Annotated in this window: 15 protein-coding genes; 8 read left to right on the forward strand and 7 right to left on the reverse strand. The window is 67.3% G+C overall.

What is annotated here, in order from left to right; genetic code table 11:
• The first annotated feature begins 59 nt into the window (after positions 1-59).
• Positions 60-773, forward strand: coding sequence for a YebC/PmpR family DNA-binding transcriptional regulator (locus AC23D4_RS00305; protein WP_472888870.1), 714 nt, complete (start codon positions 60-62; stop codon positions 771-773).
• A gap of 6 nt (positions 774-779) precedes the next feature.
• On the opposite strand, the gene AC23D4_RS00310 is transcribed toward AC23D4_RS00305, so the two are convergent.
• Entirely contained in the window at positions 780-1,406 is a 627-nt protein-coding gene (locus AC23D4_RS00310) for a LysE family translocator (protein ID WP_472888869.1), read from the reverse strand.
• Positions 1,407-1,460: 54 nt separating this feature from the next.
• Positions 1,461-2,288: a DUF3047 domain-containing protein gene (locus tag AC23D4_RS00315; protein WP_472888868.1), complete on the reverse strand. Its 828-nt coding sequence runs from the start codon at positions 2,286-2,288 to the stop codon at positions 1,461-1,463.
• A gap of 391 nt (positions 2,289-2,679) precedes the next feature.
• Between AC23D4_RS00315 and AC23D4_RS00320 the strand changes: the two genes are divergently transcribed.
• From AC23D4_RS00320 to AC23D4_RS00340, 5 genes are all read left to right on the forward strand, one after another.
• Positions 2,680-3,534, forward strand: a complete 855-nt coding sequence (locus AC23D4_RS00320; protein ID WP_472888867.1) for a c-type cytochrome — start codon at positions 2,680-2,682, stop codon at positions 3,532-3,534.
• Positions 3,535-3,602: 68 nt separating this feature from the next.
• Positions 3,603-4,982, forward strand: coding sequence for a cbb3-type cytochrome c oxidase subunit I (locus AC23D4_RS00325; protein WP_472888866.1), 1,380 nt, complete (start codon positions 3,603-3,605; stop codon positions 4,980-4,982).
• An 8-nt stretch (positions 4,983-4,990) separates the two neighbouring features.
• A complete protein-coding gene (locus tag AC23D4_RS00330) occupies positions 4,991-5,824 on the forward strand; it encodes a CbbQ/NirQ/NorQ/GpvN family protein (RefSeq protein ID WP_472888865.1) in 834 nt (277 codons plus the stop codon).
• A gap of 15 nt (positions 5,825-5,839) precedes the next feature.
• Positions 5,840-7,873, forward strand: a complete 2,034-nt coding sequence (locus tag AC23D4_RS00335) for a nitric oxide reductase activation protein NorD (protein WP_472888864.1) — start codon at positions 5,840-5,842, stop codon at positions 7,871-7,873.
• Between the two features lie 21 nt (positions 7,874-7,894).
• On the forward strand, positions 7,895-8,593 hold the full coding sequence (locus tag AC23D4_RS00340; protein ID WP_472888863.1) for a succinate dehydrogenase iron-sulfur subunit: 699 nt from the start codon (positions 7,895-7,897) through the stop codon (positions 8,591-8,593).
• Positions 8,594-8,636: 43 nt separating this feature from the next.
• On the opposite strand, the gene AC23D4_RS00345 is transcribed toward AC23D4_RS00340, so the two are convergent.
• The 4 genes from AC23D4_RS00345 to AC23D4_RS00360 form a co-directional block, all read right to left on the reverse strand.
• A complete protein-coding gene (locus AC23D4_RS00345) occupies positions 8,637-9,503 on the reverse strand; it encodes a DMT family transporter (protein ID WP_472888862.1) in 867 nt (288 codons plus the stop codon).
• A gap of 13 nt (positions 9,504-9,516) precedes the next feature.
• Positions 9,517-10,350 (reverse strand): shikimate dehydrogenase family protein, encoded by an 834-nt coding sequence (locus AC23D4_RS00350; RefSeq protein ID WP_472888908.1) that lies wholly within the window; start codon positions 10,348-10,350, stop codon positions 9,517-9,519.
• Between the two features lie 144 nt (positions 10,351-10,494).
• Positions 10,495-10,971: a type II 3-dehydroquinate dehydratase gene (gene aroQ, locus AC23D4_RS00355; RefSeq protein ID WP_472888861.1), complete on the reverse strand. Its 477-nt coding sequence runs from the start codon at positions 10,969-10,971 to the stop codon at positions 10,495-10,497.
• Positions 10,972-10,988: 17 nt separating this feature from the next.
• Positions 10,989-11,651, reverse strand: a complete 663-nt coding sequence (locus AC23D4_RS00360) for a TetR/AcrR family transcriptional regulator (protein ID WP_472888860.1) — start codon at positions 11,649-11,651, stop codon at positions 10,989-10,991.
• Positions 11,652-11,871: 220 nt separating this feature from the next.
• Between AC23D4_RS00360 and AC23D4_RS00365 the strand changes: the two genes are divergently transcribed.
• Positions 11,872-12,933, forward strand: coding sequence for a DnaJ domain-containing protein (locus AC23D4_RS00365; protein ID WP_472888859.1), 1,062 nt, complete (start codon positions 11,872-11,874; stop codon positions 12,931-12,933).
• Between the two features lie 34 nt (positions 12,934-12,967).
• Here AC23D4_RS00365 and AC23D4_RS00370 read toward each other — a convergent pair whose 3' ends face one another.
• The gene (locus AC23D4_RS00370; RefSeq protein WP_472888858.1) at positions 12,968-13,858 is read right to left on the reverse strand and encodes a DMT family transporter; all 891 of its coding nucleotides are present in this window, start codon (positions 13,856-13,858) and stop codon (positions 12,968-12,970) included.
• Between the two features lie 107 nt (positions 13,859-13,965).
• Between AC23D4_RS00370 and AC23D4_RS00375 the strand changes: the two genes are divergently transcribed.
• Positions 13,966-14,625, forward strand: a complete 660-nt coding sequence (locus AC23D4_RS00375; RefSeq protein WP_472888857.1) for a glutathione S-transferase family protein — start codon at positions 13,966-13,968, stop codon at positions 14,623-14,625.
• Positions 14,626-14,713: the final 88 nt, after the last annotated feature.

The following is a 14,713-nucleotide window of genomic DNA, read 5'->3' on the forward strand; positions in this document are numbered from 1 at the left end:
TTCCCGGGCGTCCACTAAACTCATGCACCCCGGTCAGCACACAACACAAGGAACTCCCCATGGGCGCGCAGTGGAAAGCAAAACACAAGGATCTGGCCGCCAACGCCAAGGGCCGCCTCTTCGGCAAGCTGGTCAAAGACATCATGATCGCCGCGCGCAACGGCGCCGACCCGGCGGCCAACGCCCGGCTGCGCCTGGTGGTGGAGCAGGCGCGCAAGGTCTCCATGCCCAAGGACACGCTGGACCGCGCCATCAAGAAGGGCGCCGGCCTCACGGGCGAGGCGGTGAACTACGAGCACGTGATCTATGAAGGTTTCGCGCCGCACCGCGTGCCGGTGATGGTCGAGTGCCTGACCGACAACGTCAACCGCGCCGCCTCCGACATGCGCGTGCTGTTCCGCAAGGGCCAGCTCGGCACCAGCGGCTCGGTGTCCTGGGACTTTGACCACGTCGGCATCATCGAAGCCGAGGCCGCTGCTAAGGACGCTGATGCCGAAGTGGCCGCTATCGAAGCTGGTGCGCAGGACTTCGAGCCCGCCGATGAAGAGGGCGTCACGGTTTTCCTCACCGACCCGACGGACCTCGACCTCGTGAGCCGCGCGCTGCCCGCACACGGCTTCACCGTGCTGTCGACCAAGCTGGGCTACAAACCCAAGAACCCCATCGACCCGGCCAGCCTGAGCGCCGAAGCGCTGGAAGAGGTGGAAGCCTTCCTGGCCGCGCTGGACGACAACGAAGACGTGCAGAACGTCTTCGCCGGTCTCGGCGGCTGAGGCTGTTCACCGGGCCGCCAGCGAAGCCCATTGCCACAGCGCAAACCCGGCCAGCAGCAGGGCCGATCCGCGGTTGATGCGGCTGCGCCAGGCCGGTGTGAAGCGGTGCCGCTGGTGCGCGATCAGCGCCGTGAGCAGCAGCCACCAGGCGGCCGAACCCACCAGCACACCGGCCACCATCCACAACGGTGAAGGCGCCGACTGCAGGCTGCCGCCCAGTGAACCGAACACCGCGATGAAGGACACGATGGTCGCCGGGTTGGCCAGGGTCAACACGAAGGTGCCCGCCGCCAGCCCGAGCAGGTCGCTGGCATCGCGCGCCGGGGCGACCGCGTCGGTCACGGGCGCGCGCCAGGTGCGCCAGGCCAGCACCAGCAGCACCGCGCCACCGCCCAGCGCCAGCGGTGTTTTGGCCTCGATCAGGGTATGGACCAGCCAGCTCACGCCAAATGCCCCGATCGCACCATACAAAGCGTCCGCCACGGCCGCGCCCATGCCGGTGGCCAGGCCGGCCGCCAGTCCGCGCTCCAGCGTGCGCTGCATGGTCAGCAGACCGATGGGGCCGACGGGCGCGGCGATCAGCAGGCCGATCAGCGTGGACTTGAAAAAGACAGTGAGCGAGGTGGCATCCATGCAGCGATGCTAAAGCGCCGGCCTGGCGCCCGCGAAGCCCGTGCAGGCGGGAATCTAGGGTCTGGCGGGCGACAGCGTCAGGTCCATCGGCCCGTACCAGGCGGTGATCGAGTCGCCCGAGTTGTTGGAGTCGCTCATCAGGCCCAGGCCGACCAGCGGACCCGGGGCTTCGCCGAACGCCCGACGGAAATCGGCTTCGATGTCGCGGTCGAAGTCCACCCACTGGTTGAGCCGGTCCGGCCCGGACTCGACCACGATCTGGCGGATGCGGTCGGTGTAGGGGTTGGGGATCACGGTGCCCGCGGGGTAGCGGTTGTCCCAGACGTACATGATCGAAGCGAACGGCAGCGGCTTGCCCGCGATCAGGTTCGACAACTCGGACACCAGGTGGTCGCGCGCGCGCCAGTGGCTGCTGCGGTCGCCCTCGAAGCTCAGGATCAGGCGCACCACGGCATCGTCTTCACCCTTCTCGCGCAGGTCGAACTTCGGGTTCAGCGCCGGCACGAACCACGAAAACCGGATGCGCTGGGGCAGGGCGCCGGGCGGTGGGGTCAGGGGCAGGCTCAGCGTGCTGTTGGCGCCGTCGGCCCGGGCCATCACGGCCGGGCGGCCCTCGTGTTCGGTGGCGCTGTAGCGCGTTGGCCGGCGGCTGGCGTAGACCTGGTGCTCCCAGTGCGTGCCGGGCACCAGGCCCTCGATGTGGTTGGTGGCCTGCCAGGCCGTGCCATCCAGCACCACCGGCGGTACCGGGACGTGGCTGCTTTCTTCGGGCTCGTCGGCCTCGCTGACATCCGTGGACATCGGTGCCGCACAGGCGGCCAGCAGGGCGCACAGCAGCAGCGGCGCGCAACGGGATTTGAGGGACGGGGAGGGGCGGGACATGGAAGAAGACATGGCAACGACGGTCTGAGCCCGGCCGGAGGCCAGGGCAGATAAATCGGCCCTATTGTGCCGTCCCCCGGCTCCAGCCAGGCTTGCGGTCGAAGACCCCGGTCGGTGGTCAGGAGGGCGCTTGCTCGCAAGCGCCCTCGGCTCGGTACGCTACCGCACGGACCGAGTGGCGCGGACTCGCCAACATGCACCGTCTGCCTGCCTCTCTCGCCTCCGAGAGCGCGCAGGCGCAACCGTCGAGGTGCTCCCCATGACCGCGTACCGAAGTCTCCAGGTGTTCAGCCATGTCGTGCTCGGTCTGATGCTGGCCGGTATCGCGTACGCGAGCGCCATCAGCATCATCTACTGGACGGGCATCAGCGTCTGACGCGGGAGCAGACACATGAACAAACGCCAGGCACGTTACTTCGCGATCGGCTCCACCCTGCTCGCCACGCTGATTTTTCTGGGGCTCACTGTCGACAGCCACCGCCAGTTTCCGAAATTGACGAACGCACAGAACATCACGCCCGCGGTCACCCTGGGCAAGGATGTCTGGCACAAGAACAACTGCATCAACTGCCACACCTTGTTCGGTGAAGGGGCGTACTACGCACCCGACCTCACCAAGATCGCGCAACAGCGCGGCGCGCCCTACCTGCGGGCCTTCCTGAAAGACCCGTCGAAGTTTTACGACGAACAGCGCCACCGCCGGCTGATGCCCCGACAGGACCTGAGCGATGCCGACATTGACGGCCTGATCGCGTTCCTGGACTGGGTCAGCCGGGTGGACAACCAGGACTGGCCACCGCGGCCGATCACGGTCACCGGCTCTGGCACAGGGGCCGGCAAACCGACCCTCGAAGCCGCCGTGGCGGGGACATCGACGCCTGCAGCAGGATCGACCGCGGATGCTTCCGCCAAGGACCCGGTGGCCCTGGGCGAGCGCGTGTTCCGAACCGCCGCACCCGCCTGCACCGCCTGCCACTCCCTCACGGCGGGAGCCGACATGGCGGGCCCCTCGCTGGCCGGCATCGCCACACGCGCACAGCAGACCCTGGCGTCACCCGGCTACAAGGGCAGCGCCACCGACCTGGAGGCCTTCATTCGCGAGTCCATCACCCAGCCCAGCGCGCACCTGGTCGCGGGCACCATGTACTCGGCCGACGGGGTCTCTTTCATGCCGAACACCTACGACAAGGACCTGACACCCGAACAGGTCAACCACCTCGCTGCGTACCTGGCGACTTTCAAGTAACGGGCTTCGAAGCCGCCAAACCCACTCGGGCAGCGGGCCCCCGCCGCCACTTCTGCAGGAGTTCTGACATGCGCTACAGGTCTCAATCGGTTGCTTACTGGTATTTCGCCGTGGCCATGGTGTTGTTCGGGCTGCAACTGGTGTTCGGGCTGTTGTCGGCCGCCAAATACGTCGGACCCGATCCCCTGCTGAACATCCTGCCGTTCGACGTGACCAAAGTGATCCACACCAACCTGCTGATCGTGTGGGTGCTGACCGGTTTCATGGGCGCCACCTACTGGATGGTGCCCGACGAATCGCGCACCGAGCTTTACAGCACCAGGCTCGCCTACGTGCAGCTGGTCCTCTGGACCCTGATGGGCGTGACCGCCGTGGTGGGCTATCTGTTTCGCTACGGCACCGGCAACAAGCTGCTGGAACAGCCCCTGCCGCACAAGATCGTGATCGTGATCTGCATGTTGATCTTTCTCTACAACATCGGCATGACGATCTGGCGCTCCAGACGCTTCACCACCACCGAAGGTGTGCTCGTGCTCGGCCTCGGCCTGGCCGCTCTGCTGTATTTGCCCGCGCTGCTGGAGTACGAAAACTACACCGTCTCCATCTACTACCGCTGGTGGACGATCCACCTCTGGGTCGAGGGCGTGTGGGTGATGATCCAGGGCGGTTTCCTGGCCTACCTGCTGATCCGCCTGTCCGGTGCCGACCGCGAGGTGATGGAGAAGTGGCTGTACGTGATCGTGGGTCTGGTCTTCATCGCCGGCATCCTGGGAACGGCGCACCACTACTACTGGGTGGGCGTTCCGTCGTACTGGCTGCCCATCGGCGGCATCTTCAGCGCGCTGGAGCCCGCCGCGCTGGTGGGCATGGCGATGTTCGCGTATTCGGCCATGCGCCGCGCCGGCCTGTCGCACCCCAACACGCTGGCGCTGCACTGGACCATCGGCAGCGCGCTGTTCACCCTGTTCGGTGCCGGCCTGCTGGGCCTGGCGCACACGTTTCCGGATGTCAACAAATGGACCCACGGCACGCTGATCACCGCCATGCACGGGCACGCCGCTTTCTACGGGGCCTACGCGATGATCGTGCTGGCCATGATCACTTATGCCCTGCCGGCGATGACGCCGGGGCGCAGCGAACAAGGCAGCAGCCTCGGCTACTGGGCGTTCTGGATGCAGCTGGGCGGCATGTTCGGCATGACGCTCTCGTTCGCCACCGCCGGCATCGCGCAGGTCTATCTGGAACGCATCATGGGCATGGGCTACCTCGACGCGCAGCTGAAGATACAGGTGCACTTCGTCATGCTGATCGCCACCGGCTCGCTGTTCGCGATCGGCGTGGGGCTGTTCATCTACGACTTCTTCCGCCATGCACCGCGCTTCGATGTCGAGGCGGACCCCGGTGCGCCTCGCTCGACCAAAGCCGAAGCCATCTTGTCAACCCTGTGAGGGACCCCTTGGCCGCTCCACTGCTCCACACCGTCGGCCCACTGGACGGGTCAGAGCGATCGACCGCCGACGAGCCGTATTACCTGCCGTCGGGCGCAGAAGTGGCCATCTTCGAGCACTGCCACGCCCTGCGGCTGGCGGTGATGCTCAAAGGCCCGACCGGTTGTGGCAAGACGCGGTTTGTCGAACACATGGCCTGGAAGCTCAAACGCCCCCTAGTCACGATCTCCTGCCACGACGACCTGAGCGCCAGCGATCTGATTGGCCGCTTCCTGATCCGCCACGACGGCACGACCTGGCAGGACGGGCCGCTCACCCGTGCCGTGCGCGAGGGCGCCATCTGCTACCTGGACGAGGTGGTCGAAGCGCGGCAGGACACCATGGTGGTCCTGCATTCACTGACCGACCACCGCCGCATCCTGCCCATCGACAAGACCGGTGAAACGCTGGTGGCGGCTCCCGGCTTCCAGCTGGTCATCTCCTACAACCCGGGCTACCAGCGCATGCTCAAGGACCTCAAGCCCAGCACGCGGCAGCGCTTCGTGGCGCTCGACTTCGACTTTCCACCGGCCGCGCGAGAGGCGGCCATCATCCAGAGCGAGGCCGGTGCCGACCATGCCACGGCCGTGGCGCTGGTGTCGTTCGGGCAACGGCTGCGCCAACTGCGCGACCGCGGGTTGGCGGAGGTGCCGAGCACCCGCTTGTTGATCGCGGCGGCCGCGCTGGTGGTCAGTGGCATCCCGCCGCGGCAGGCTTGCCTGAGTGCTGTGGTGTCGCCGCTGTCGGACGACGAAGCGCTGGTGGGTGCGATGCGCGACCTGGTCGACGCCACCTTCATCTGATCGAGGAACACCCCGATGGCCGAAGCCGAGGACGTGATCACCGACGTGGCCCGGCACGCGACCGTTTTCACACAGCGCTTGTGGCGACGGCATCGGGCCAGGGCACCCTCCCGGCCCGTGACCCTGCTGGTCGATGTGGCGCCGCGACTGGGCCTGCTGATCGAGGCGGTGTTCGGCACGGCCTACCGCCTGCGCACGGCGCAGATGCCGGCAAGGCCCACCTGGCTTGCCAAGACCTTCCAGCGCAGCGGTTTCCCGCAGGCGCGCATGGCGCTGCCGGCCACCGACGGCCAGTGCATCTGGCTGCCGTCGGAAACCGGCCTCGCGGATACCGCTCTGGCCATGGACCGCTTTCGCACCATGGCCCTGGTGCAGGCCATGCGGGCGAGCCGGGGCAGCGCTGCGTGCGTGGACCTCTGTGACTCGCCGCTGGTTCTCGACATTTACCTGCTGCTGGAAGCCATCGCGGCTGACGCTGCGCTGGCGCGCCTGTTGCGCGGCATGTCCAGCTCCTTGAACGGCTTGCGCCGGGCAGCGCTCGCAGCCCGCCCGCCGCTGGCACAGTTCCCGGCTGCGCGCCGCCCGCTGGAGACCTGGGTGCGCGACTTGATCGCGCAGCCTTGCGAGGGGCCGAATGTGCACGCACCCATCCATGCGTCGCCGGAAGAATCGGCCTGCATCGCGCACCTCCTCGCCGCCGAAATGGTCCGCGACCTGCCCAGCGCGGGGCGCCTGGGCGTCCCGCTCCTGTTCCGCGATGGCTGGACCGGCGAGTTGCGCACGCCGGGCGAGGCCATGGTTTCTCCCCTGGCGGGCAGTGACGGGGTCGGCGACACCGCCGACCGCGCGACTCGCAGCGCGCGCCTGGCACGTCGCCCCGAAGTGCGTGAAGGCGCCGGGCAGGAGGACGAAGCAGCGCCGGGCGCGTGGATGATCCCGCCCGAGGTACCCCACGAACAGGCGGAGGACCCGTTCGGCATGCAGCGGCCCACCGACCGCGACCAGCATGCGGCGGCCGACGAGTTCGCCGACCTGGTCTCGGAGCTGGCGCAGGCGCGGCTGGTCTGGACCCCGGACCAGGCCCGGGAGGTGCTACTGTCCGATGACCCGCCCACGGTGCAGCCCCGTCACGCCAAGGCCGCAGCGTCCGACGCACCCCAGGCGTTCAGCTACCCCGAGTGGGATTGCCGGATCGAGGCCTACCGCCACCCAGGCGCCACGGTGCGTCTGCTGGCGGCACCGGCCGGCGCGCAGCAATGGGTGGACGACACGCTGGCCGCGCACCGCGCGCTGCTCGGCGCCATCCGCCAGCGCTTCGCGGCCCTGCGCCCCCAGCGCACGCTGCGGCGCCGCCAGACCGACGGCGACGACATCGACCTCGAAGCCTGCGTGGAAGGTCTGGCGAACCTGCGCGCCGGCTGGCCCATGGCCGACGACCTGTATTGCTCACAACAGCGCACCCGGCGCGATATGGCCATCCTGATCCTCATCGACGTCAGCGGCTCCACAGACGGCTGGATCTCGAACAGCCGCCGGGTGATCGACGTCGAGCGCGAGGCCCTGCTGCTGGTGTGCATCGCCCTCGGTGCGATGGGCGAGCCCTTCGCGGTGCAGGCCTTCTCGGGCAACGGGCCCGCCGCGGTGAGCCTGTGGGACATCAAGCGCTTCGACGAGCCCTACAGCCCCGCCGTGGCGCTGCGCATCGCGGCGCTCGAACCCGATCAGTACACGCGCACCGGCGCCGCCCTGCGCCACGCCAGCGCCACGCTCATGCGCGAAGGCGCCACGCACCGGCTGCTGCTGCTCCTGTCCGACGGCAAACCCAACGACAACGATGTCTATGAAGGGCGCTACGGCATCGAAGACACCCGCCAGGCCGTGACCGAAGCCAGGCTGCAGGGCATCTCGCCGTTCTGCCTGGCCGTGGACCGGCAGGCCGCCAGCTACCTGCCCGCCGTGTTCGGCGCCCAGCACCACGCCCTGCTGCAGACACCGGCCTCGTTGCCCACCGTGTTGCTCGACTGGATTCAGCGGCTGGTGAAGTCATAAGCCCCCACTGAAAGAACCTCCATGCACACCTTCAAGATCTACCGCTACGACCCGGACCTTGATGCCAAGCCTTACATGCAGACGCTGGAGCTCGACGTCAAGCCCGGCGATCGCATGCTGCTCGACGTGCTCATGCGCCTCAAGGCCCTGGACCCGGGCCTGTCTTTTCGGCGCTCATGTCGCGAAGGCATCTGCGGCTCGGACGCCATGAACATCAACGGCAAGAACGGACTGGCCTGCATCACCAACATGAACACGCTGCCGCGCGTGGTGACGCTCAAACCCCTGCCCGGCCTGCCGGTGATCCGCGACCTGATCGTCGACATGACCGACTTTTTCAAGCAGTACCACTCGATCAGGCCCTACCTCCTCAACGAGGTGCCCGCCCCGGAGCGGGAGCGCCTGCAATCCACCGAGCAGCGCGAAGAACTCAACGGGCTGTACGAATGCATCCTGTGCGCGTGCTGCTCATCGGCGTGTCCGAGCTTCTGGTGGAACCCGGACAAATACGTCGGGCCGGCCGGCTTGCTGCAGGCCTACCGCTTTCTGGTGGACAGCCGCGACACGGCCACCGCTGAGCGGCTGGACTACCTCGACGACCCTTTTCGCCTGTTCCGATGCCGCTCGATCCTGAACTGTGTGGACGTGTGCCCCAAGGGCCTGCTGCCTGCGGGGGCCATCAGCAAGATCAAGGAGATGATGGTTCGACGCAGCCTGTGATCGGCCGCATTGAGATCGTCTGTCTCGGGCCGCTCCCCACCCCTCAGCCCTGCCGGACCCGGACCCCCAGCGCACCGCACACCGCGATCAGCGCCACGCCCACCACGGTCCACACATCGGGGGCGTAGCCGAACACGATCCAGCCTGCGAGCGTCGCGAAGCCGATCTGGGCGTACATATAGGGTGTGAGACGCGAGGCCGGGGCGCGGTGGTAGGCCTGGATCATGACGTAGTGCCCCAGCGAACCGAACACGCCCATGAGCGCCACGAGCGCCCAGAGCTGCCAGGTGGCCATGGGCGCCCACGACCAGGGCAGCGCCAGCGTGCCGAACACCAGGCCGGTGAGCCCGGTGTAGAAGTGCATGGTGCCGGGGTCTTCGGTCTTCACCATCTTGCTGGTGACGATCTGGTAGAGCGCGTTGATGAGCACGAGCGCCAGCGGCAGCAGCATGGCGCCCTGGAAGTCGCTGCCCTTGGGCCGGATCACGATGAGCGCGCCGGCGAAGCCGCCCGCGATGAGCCACCAGGTGAGCGCGGGCACGCGTTCGCGCAGCAGCGGCGCGGCCAGCACGGTGATGGCCAGCGGCACGAGCATGAGGATGGCGGTGAAGTCGCCCACCGGCACGAAGCGCAGGCTCATGTAGGCCACGGTGCCCGATGTCACCATGAGCGCACCGCGCAGCAACTGCCAGCCGGGTGCGGTGGTGTGGAACAGGGCCTTGCCCTGACTGGGCCAGAGCAGCGCCACGGTCATGCCGGTCTGCACCAGGAAGCGCAGCCAGATGGCCATGAACACGGGCACCACCCCGCCCACGAACTGCGAGGTGGTGTCGAGCAGGGCGAAACAGAGCGTGGCGGCGATGGCCAGCGCGATGCCCAGGGCCGGGCGGGGGTACAGGGGGTGCGGCAAAAGGGCGCTGGGATCAATAACTCAGGCGGGCCACCGAGCGCAGGACTTCGGGCGTGGTGGTGGTGAAGCCGAAGTATTCCAGATACGCGGGAATCATTTCGAACAGCATGTCGGAGCCCACCTGAACCCGACAGCCTCTGGCCTGTGCAGCGCTGAGGAAGGCGGTCATTTCGGTGCGCATCACGACCTCCCCGACGAAGGTGCGGGCGTCCAGGCGCGACACGTCCAGCGGCAGGGGGTCGCCTTCGTTCATGCCCATGGGCGTGGCGTTGACCACGAGGTCGAAGCCGGCGGGGTCGTTGCTGCCGGTCTTCACGTCGATGGCCGGGTAGTTGTCGCGGATGCGCTGGCCCAGGGCCTCGGCCGAGGAGGTGTTGACGTCGAACAGGCTGATGTGGGCGATGCCCTCGCCCGCGAGCGAGGCGGCGATGGCACAGCCCACGCCACCGCTGCCGACCACCAGCACACTCGCGCCGACGAGTTGAAGGCCCTTGCGCTGAACGCCGCGCACGAAGCCGGCACCGTCGAACTGGTCGCCCACCAGGCGGCCATCGGGCAGTCGCTTGACCGCGTTGCAGGCGCCGGCCACTTTCACGGTGGGGGTGACGTCGTCGAGCAGGCCGACGGTGACGACCTTGTGCGGCATGGTGATGAGCGCGCCGCGGATGTTGGTCAGCGTGAACACGCTTTTGAGAAAGGCCGGGTAGTCGGCCGGCTGGCAACCCATGGGCACCACGATGGCGTTCACGCCCACGTGTTCAAAGTACGGGTTGTAGATCATCGGCGACTTGAAGCTGTGCGTCGGGTAGCCGATGTGGGCGATGAGTTCGGTGTTGCCGTTGATCATGGGGTCGCGCTGTGTGGTGGAAGGCAGTGCGCCACTGTAGGTCGGGTTCGCGCTTTGTGAGCGCATCGAGCGGCTGTGGGAGTTCGATCAACGCGCAAATTCGTTCGTTGATCGAACGCATTCCGGGTAACCCCGGAAAGGCCCTCAGGGCTTCTGGGTGGCGGCCGAGTTCACGAACTTGCGCACCAGACCGTCCATGGCGATCAGGTAGCCGTCGACGCCGAAGCCGATCACGATGCCGGCCGCCGCGGGCGACACCCACGAGTGGTGGCGGAAGGCTTCGCGGGCGTGCACGTTGGAGATGTGGCACTCGATCACGGGCAAGGGGTCCACGCCCTTGATGGCGTCGTGCAGGGCAATGGAGGTGTGGGTGAGCGCGCCGGGGTTGATCACCACACCCAGGGCCTTGCCTTCCTTGAAAAGGCGGCCGTATTCGTGGATCTTGTCGACCAGCGCACCTTCCCAGTTGCTCTGCAGGCACTCCACCTCGTAACCGATCTGCTCGCCATGGGCTTTGCAGAACGCCTCCACATCGGCCAGGGTGGTGTGGCCGTATTGCGCGGGCTCGCGGGTGCCCAGCAGGTTGAGGTTGGGGCCGTTGAGGATGAGGATTTTTTTCATGGTGTGCAGGTGTCCGGTCAGTGGCGCACGAAGCGCAGGATGGTTTCGATCACGTTGGCGCGGCGCTGGGCGGCCACTTCGGGGTTGGTGAAGTCGCGCTTGAAGATCAGGCCAAAGGTGTGTCGGTTGGACACGTTGTAGAACGTGAGCGCCGAGATCGAGGCGTGGATGTCGATGGGGTCCAGGCCCGGGCGAAAGACACCGCTGGCCACACCGCGTTCATACAGGCGGCGGATCGAGGCGATCGCCGGTACGTTGAGCTGCTGGATGCTGGTGCTTTGCGCCAGGTATTGGCCGCGCTGGATGTTTTCTGACATCACCAGCCGGATGTAGCGCTCGTGGCTGGCGTGGTGGTCGAAGGTGTACCCGATCAGCCTCTGCAACGCCGCCTCGGGCTCCAGGTCGTCCAGCTGCAGCAGGCCTTCGATCTCGCGCATGCCCCGGTAGGCCTCTTCCAATACAGCCAGGTACAGGCCTTCCTTGCTCCCGAAGTAGTAATAGATCATGCGTTTGCTGGTCTGCGTGGCGGCGGCGATCTCGTCGATGCGCGCGCCAGCCAGACCTTTTTCAGCGAATTCTGCAATGGCCACATCGAGGATGTTGGCCATGGTTCGCGCCGGGTCGTTGGTGCGACCGGTGGGCGTGGGGGTGGGAACGGCAGAAGGTACTGACTGGTTCATTTTGCCAGTATAGGGTGGGCGTGCCCGGACCCTGCGGTCAAAGCGAACCTGCCCGAGCGCACCTCGCTGTACGTGGACTGCGTCAAGCGCAACGGCGACGACCGCACTTCTTGCGCCGCGGGACTGCTGCACGCGTTCTGATCGATCGGCCACGAAAGTGTCGCTACCATCAGAGGCTTGTTTTCCCTCTTCTGTCCAGCCAGGACCAACGCCAGACGCCATGCAACAAGCCACCGCCCGCGACGCCGCATCGGCCTTCCGGCAAAAACCGGTCGAATTCGCTCCCGTCGCCTGGAGCGGGCGCCTGAACCTTGACGAGATTTCCCGACCCGGCGGCTTGCTGATCGCCGCGCTCTCGCAATGTGCCGACGAACGCAACCTTTCGCTGAGCGAACTGGCCTCGACCCTGGGCGTGAGCTACTGGAGCCTGAGCCAGCTGCGTATCGGTTTCCGGCCCATCGAATCGCTGGACGATGACGTGGTCGAGGCCTGTGCGGTTTTTCTCGATCTGCCGCGCCTGACCATCGAAATGCTCGCGGGGCTGCTGGACCCGGCCGACGCGCTGGCCTGCGACGACCTGACCGGTGAAGACCTGCTGCACGCCTGCCGGCTGCTGGCTACCGAACCCGCCGATCTGGAACTGCTGCCGCCGCCCAACCGCCAGCGCCCGCTGCAGGGATTTGCGGTGGACGAACTGGCCGCGATGCACCGCGAACATGGGGCTCACTCCGCGGTGTGCGAAGCCCTGCGGGCCGAGCTGCGGCAGCGGCCGATGTCGAAAACCGAGCTGTTGCGCGCCGCGCTGGAGGCCAGGGTGGCAGAGGCCGAGGCTGAAACCGAATCGGCCGAGCCGGATGACGCGGCACCGCCACACGGGATCCTGCGCTGCACCTGCTGCCAGAAACGATTGCGCATTCCGCACCTGCCCGAGCCCGGCGAAATCCGCTGCCCCGGTTGCCAGGCGGAATACGCTGTGCACTGGCAGGACAGCATCTGCGTCGTGCAGCGGCTCGAGGTCGAAGCCGCCGACGAAGACGAAACGGATGCCGACGCAGACGCCGAAATACCGGAGGCGCCAGCTTCCGCGCCCATGGATCCGTGGGCGGTGCTGGGTCTGGCACGCAACAGCTCCTGGGATGCCGTGGAGCGGGCGCGCCGCTCGCTGCTGCAGCAGTACCACCCGGACCGGCTGGGCCATGTGTCGCCGCTGGTGCACAAGCTGGCCGAAGAAGCCTTCAAGCGCGTGAGCGACGCCTACGACCTTTTGAAGTCGCGGCGCTGAAGCGGCGGACCGGGCCCGCCCGCTGGCCACCCCTTCAGGGGATCGGGTCTTCCACGCCACTGCGGCGCAGCGGGTTGAAACCCGTCACCAGCGCGGTCGCCAGCAACACCAGTGCACCACCCGCGAAGATGCCGGAAGACACCACCTCGCCCAGCACCAGGTGGCCCCAGGTGACGCCGAAGACCGGGATCAGGAACACCGGGCTCATCGCCGCCACCGGCGACACGTGGCGAATGATGCGCAGGTGCGCCCAGTAGGCCAGGCCCGAGGTGATCACACCCAGCACCAGCAACACGCCCAGTGCGGCGGGCGTGAACCGCGCCTGTGGCCAGGCCAGCGCAGCACCCGGCAGCACGAGCACCAGCGAGATGACGTGGATGCCGGCCGCGATGGCCAGCGGCTGCATGTGCGCCGTGGCGCGTTTCATGAGCGGGGTCGACATGCCGTAGCAGGCAGCGGCCCCGATGCAGGCCAGCGCGGCCAGCAGGGTGGGGGTATCGGGTTGCACCGGCCCGAGCCGCACGATCAGGCCCACCCCCACGAAGCCGCACAGACAACCCAGCAGCTTGCGCGCGGTCAGGGTGTCTTCCTTGAACCAGGCCGATGACAGCGTGCCGAACAGCACCGCGGTGGTGTTGAGCAGCGCGCTGTAGCCCGCGGGCAGGCGCAGCGCGGCCCAGGCGTAGAGCAGGAACGGCACCACCACCGAGAGCAAGCCGAGCACCAGCAGCTCGCGCCAGTGCTGCCAGGGCCATCGGTGCTTGAGCACGCGCATGATCACCGAGAGCGTCAGCGCCGCGAGCGCCACGCGCCCACCCGCCAGCACCAGCGGTCCGAGCAGGGGGCTGGCGATGCGCAGGAAAAGAAAGGAGGCGCCCCAGAGCGCGGAGAGGCCGACGAGCTGGGCGAAGTGGTGGGCTTTCACCGGGCCATTGTCGTGGCGAACCGGTGGGGGAACTGTCCGACGGCTGACAGGTCCTGTAGAGTGCATCGCCTGCCTGCTGCCAGCGGTTTGAATCAAGAGGTTCCGCCATGTCGCTCGTGCTTTACGGTCACCCCTTTTCTTCGTACACCCAGAAAGCGCTCATCGCGCTCTACGAGAACGACACCCCGTTCGAATTCCGTTGTATCGGGCCGGACACGCCGGAGCACGCAGCGGAGTGGCTGCGGCGCTGGCCCATCGCCCGGTTCCCGCTGCTGCTGGATGGCGAACGCCAGATCGTCGAGACCAGCCTCGTCATCGAATACCTGCAGCTTGCCCACCCCGGCCCCGTGCGCCTGCTGCCCGCCGACCCGATGGCCGCGCTGGACGTGCGCTTCCTCGACCGCTACTTCGATCTGTACGTGATGAGCGCGATGCAGCTGGCGGTGGACACCGCGCTCCAGCGCTATCCGATGACGGTCGACAAAGGGCGGGCCATCGCCAGCGAGCGGCTGGAGCGCGCCTACGTCTGGCTCGAAGGGCACCTGGCCGGCAAGACATGGGCCCATGGCGAACACTTCACGCTGGCCGACTGCGCCGCCGCGCCCTCGCTGTTCTACGCGGACTGGGTGCACCCGATTCCCGAGACGTATCCCGCGCTGTGCGCCTACCGGGCGCGCTTGCTGGCCCGCCCGTCGTTTGCGCGCGCGGTGGAAGAGGCGCGGCCGTTTCGCCCGCTCTTCCCATTGGGGGCGCCGGACCGGGATTGACGTGCTGCGGCGCTTGAAGCCACCTCGGGTTCTGGCTGCGGTTTGTGTGCAACGCGCGAGTCCGCGACTGTTGCGGCGAAGGCGCTTG

The organism is Hydrogenophaga sp. L76, from assembly GCF_057654755.1.

Coding starts and splice junctions, on each gene's coding strand:
- AC23D4_RS00365 (WP_472888859.1), top strand. CDS start 11,872: ATGCAACAAGCCACCGCCCGCGACGCCGCATCGGCCTTCCGGCAAAAA.
- AC23D4_RS00310 (WP_472888869.1), bottom strand. CDS start 1,406: ATGGATGCCACCTCGCTCACTGTCTTTTTCAAGTCCACGCTGATCGGC.
- AC23D4_RS00375 (WP_472888857.1), top strand. CDS start 13,966: ATGTCGCTCGTGCTTTACGGTCACCCCTTTTCTTCGTACACCCAGAAA.
- AC23D4_RS00305 (WP_472888870.1), top strand. CDS start 60: ATGGGCGCGCAGTGGAAAGCAAAACACAAGGATCTGGCCGCCAACGCC.
- AC23D4_RS00350 (WP_472888908.1), bottom strand. CDS start 10,350: ATGATCAACGGCAACACCGAACTCATCGCCCACATCGGCTACCCGACG.
- AC23D4_RS00320 (WP_472888867.1), top strand. CDS start 2,680: ATGAACAAACGCCAGGCACGTTACTTCGCGATCGGCTCCACCCTGCTC.
- AC23D4_RS00340 (WP_472888863.1), top strand. CDS start 7,895: ATGCACACCTTCAAGATCTACCGCTACGACCCGGACCTTGATGCCAAG.
- AC23D4_RS00325 (WP_472888866.1), top strand. CDS start 3,603: ATGCGCTACAGGTCTCAATCGGTTGCTTACTGGTATTTCGCCGTGGCC.
- aroQ (WP_472888861.1), bottom strand. CDS start 10,971: ATGAAAAAAATCCTCATCCTCAACGGCCCCAACCTCAACCTGCTGGGC.
- AC23D4_RS00335 (WP_472888864.1), top strand. CDS start 5,840: ATGGCCGAAGCCGAGGACGTGATCACCGACGTGGCCCGGCACGCGACC.
- AC23D4_RS00315 (WP_472888868.1), bottom strand. CDS start 2,288: ATGTCCCGCCCCTCCCCGTCCCTCAAATCCCGTTGCGCGCCGCTGCTG.
- AC23D4_RS00360 (WP_472888860.1), bottom strand. CDS start 11,651: ATGAACCAGTCAGTACCTTCTGCCGTTCCCACCCCCACGCCCACCGGT.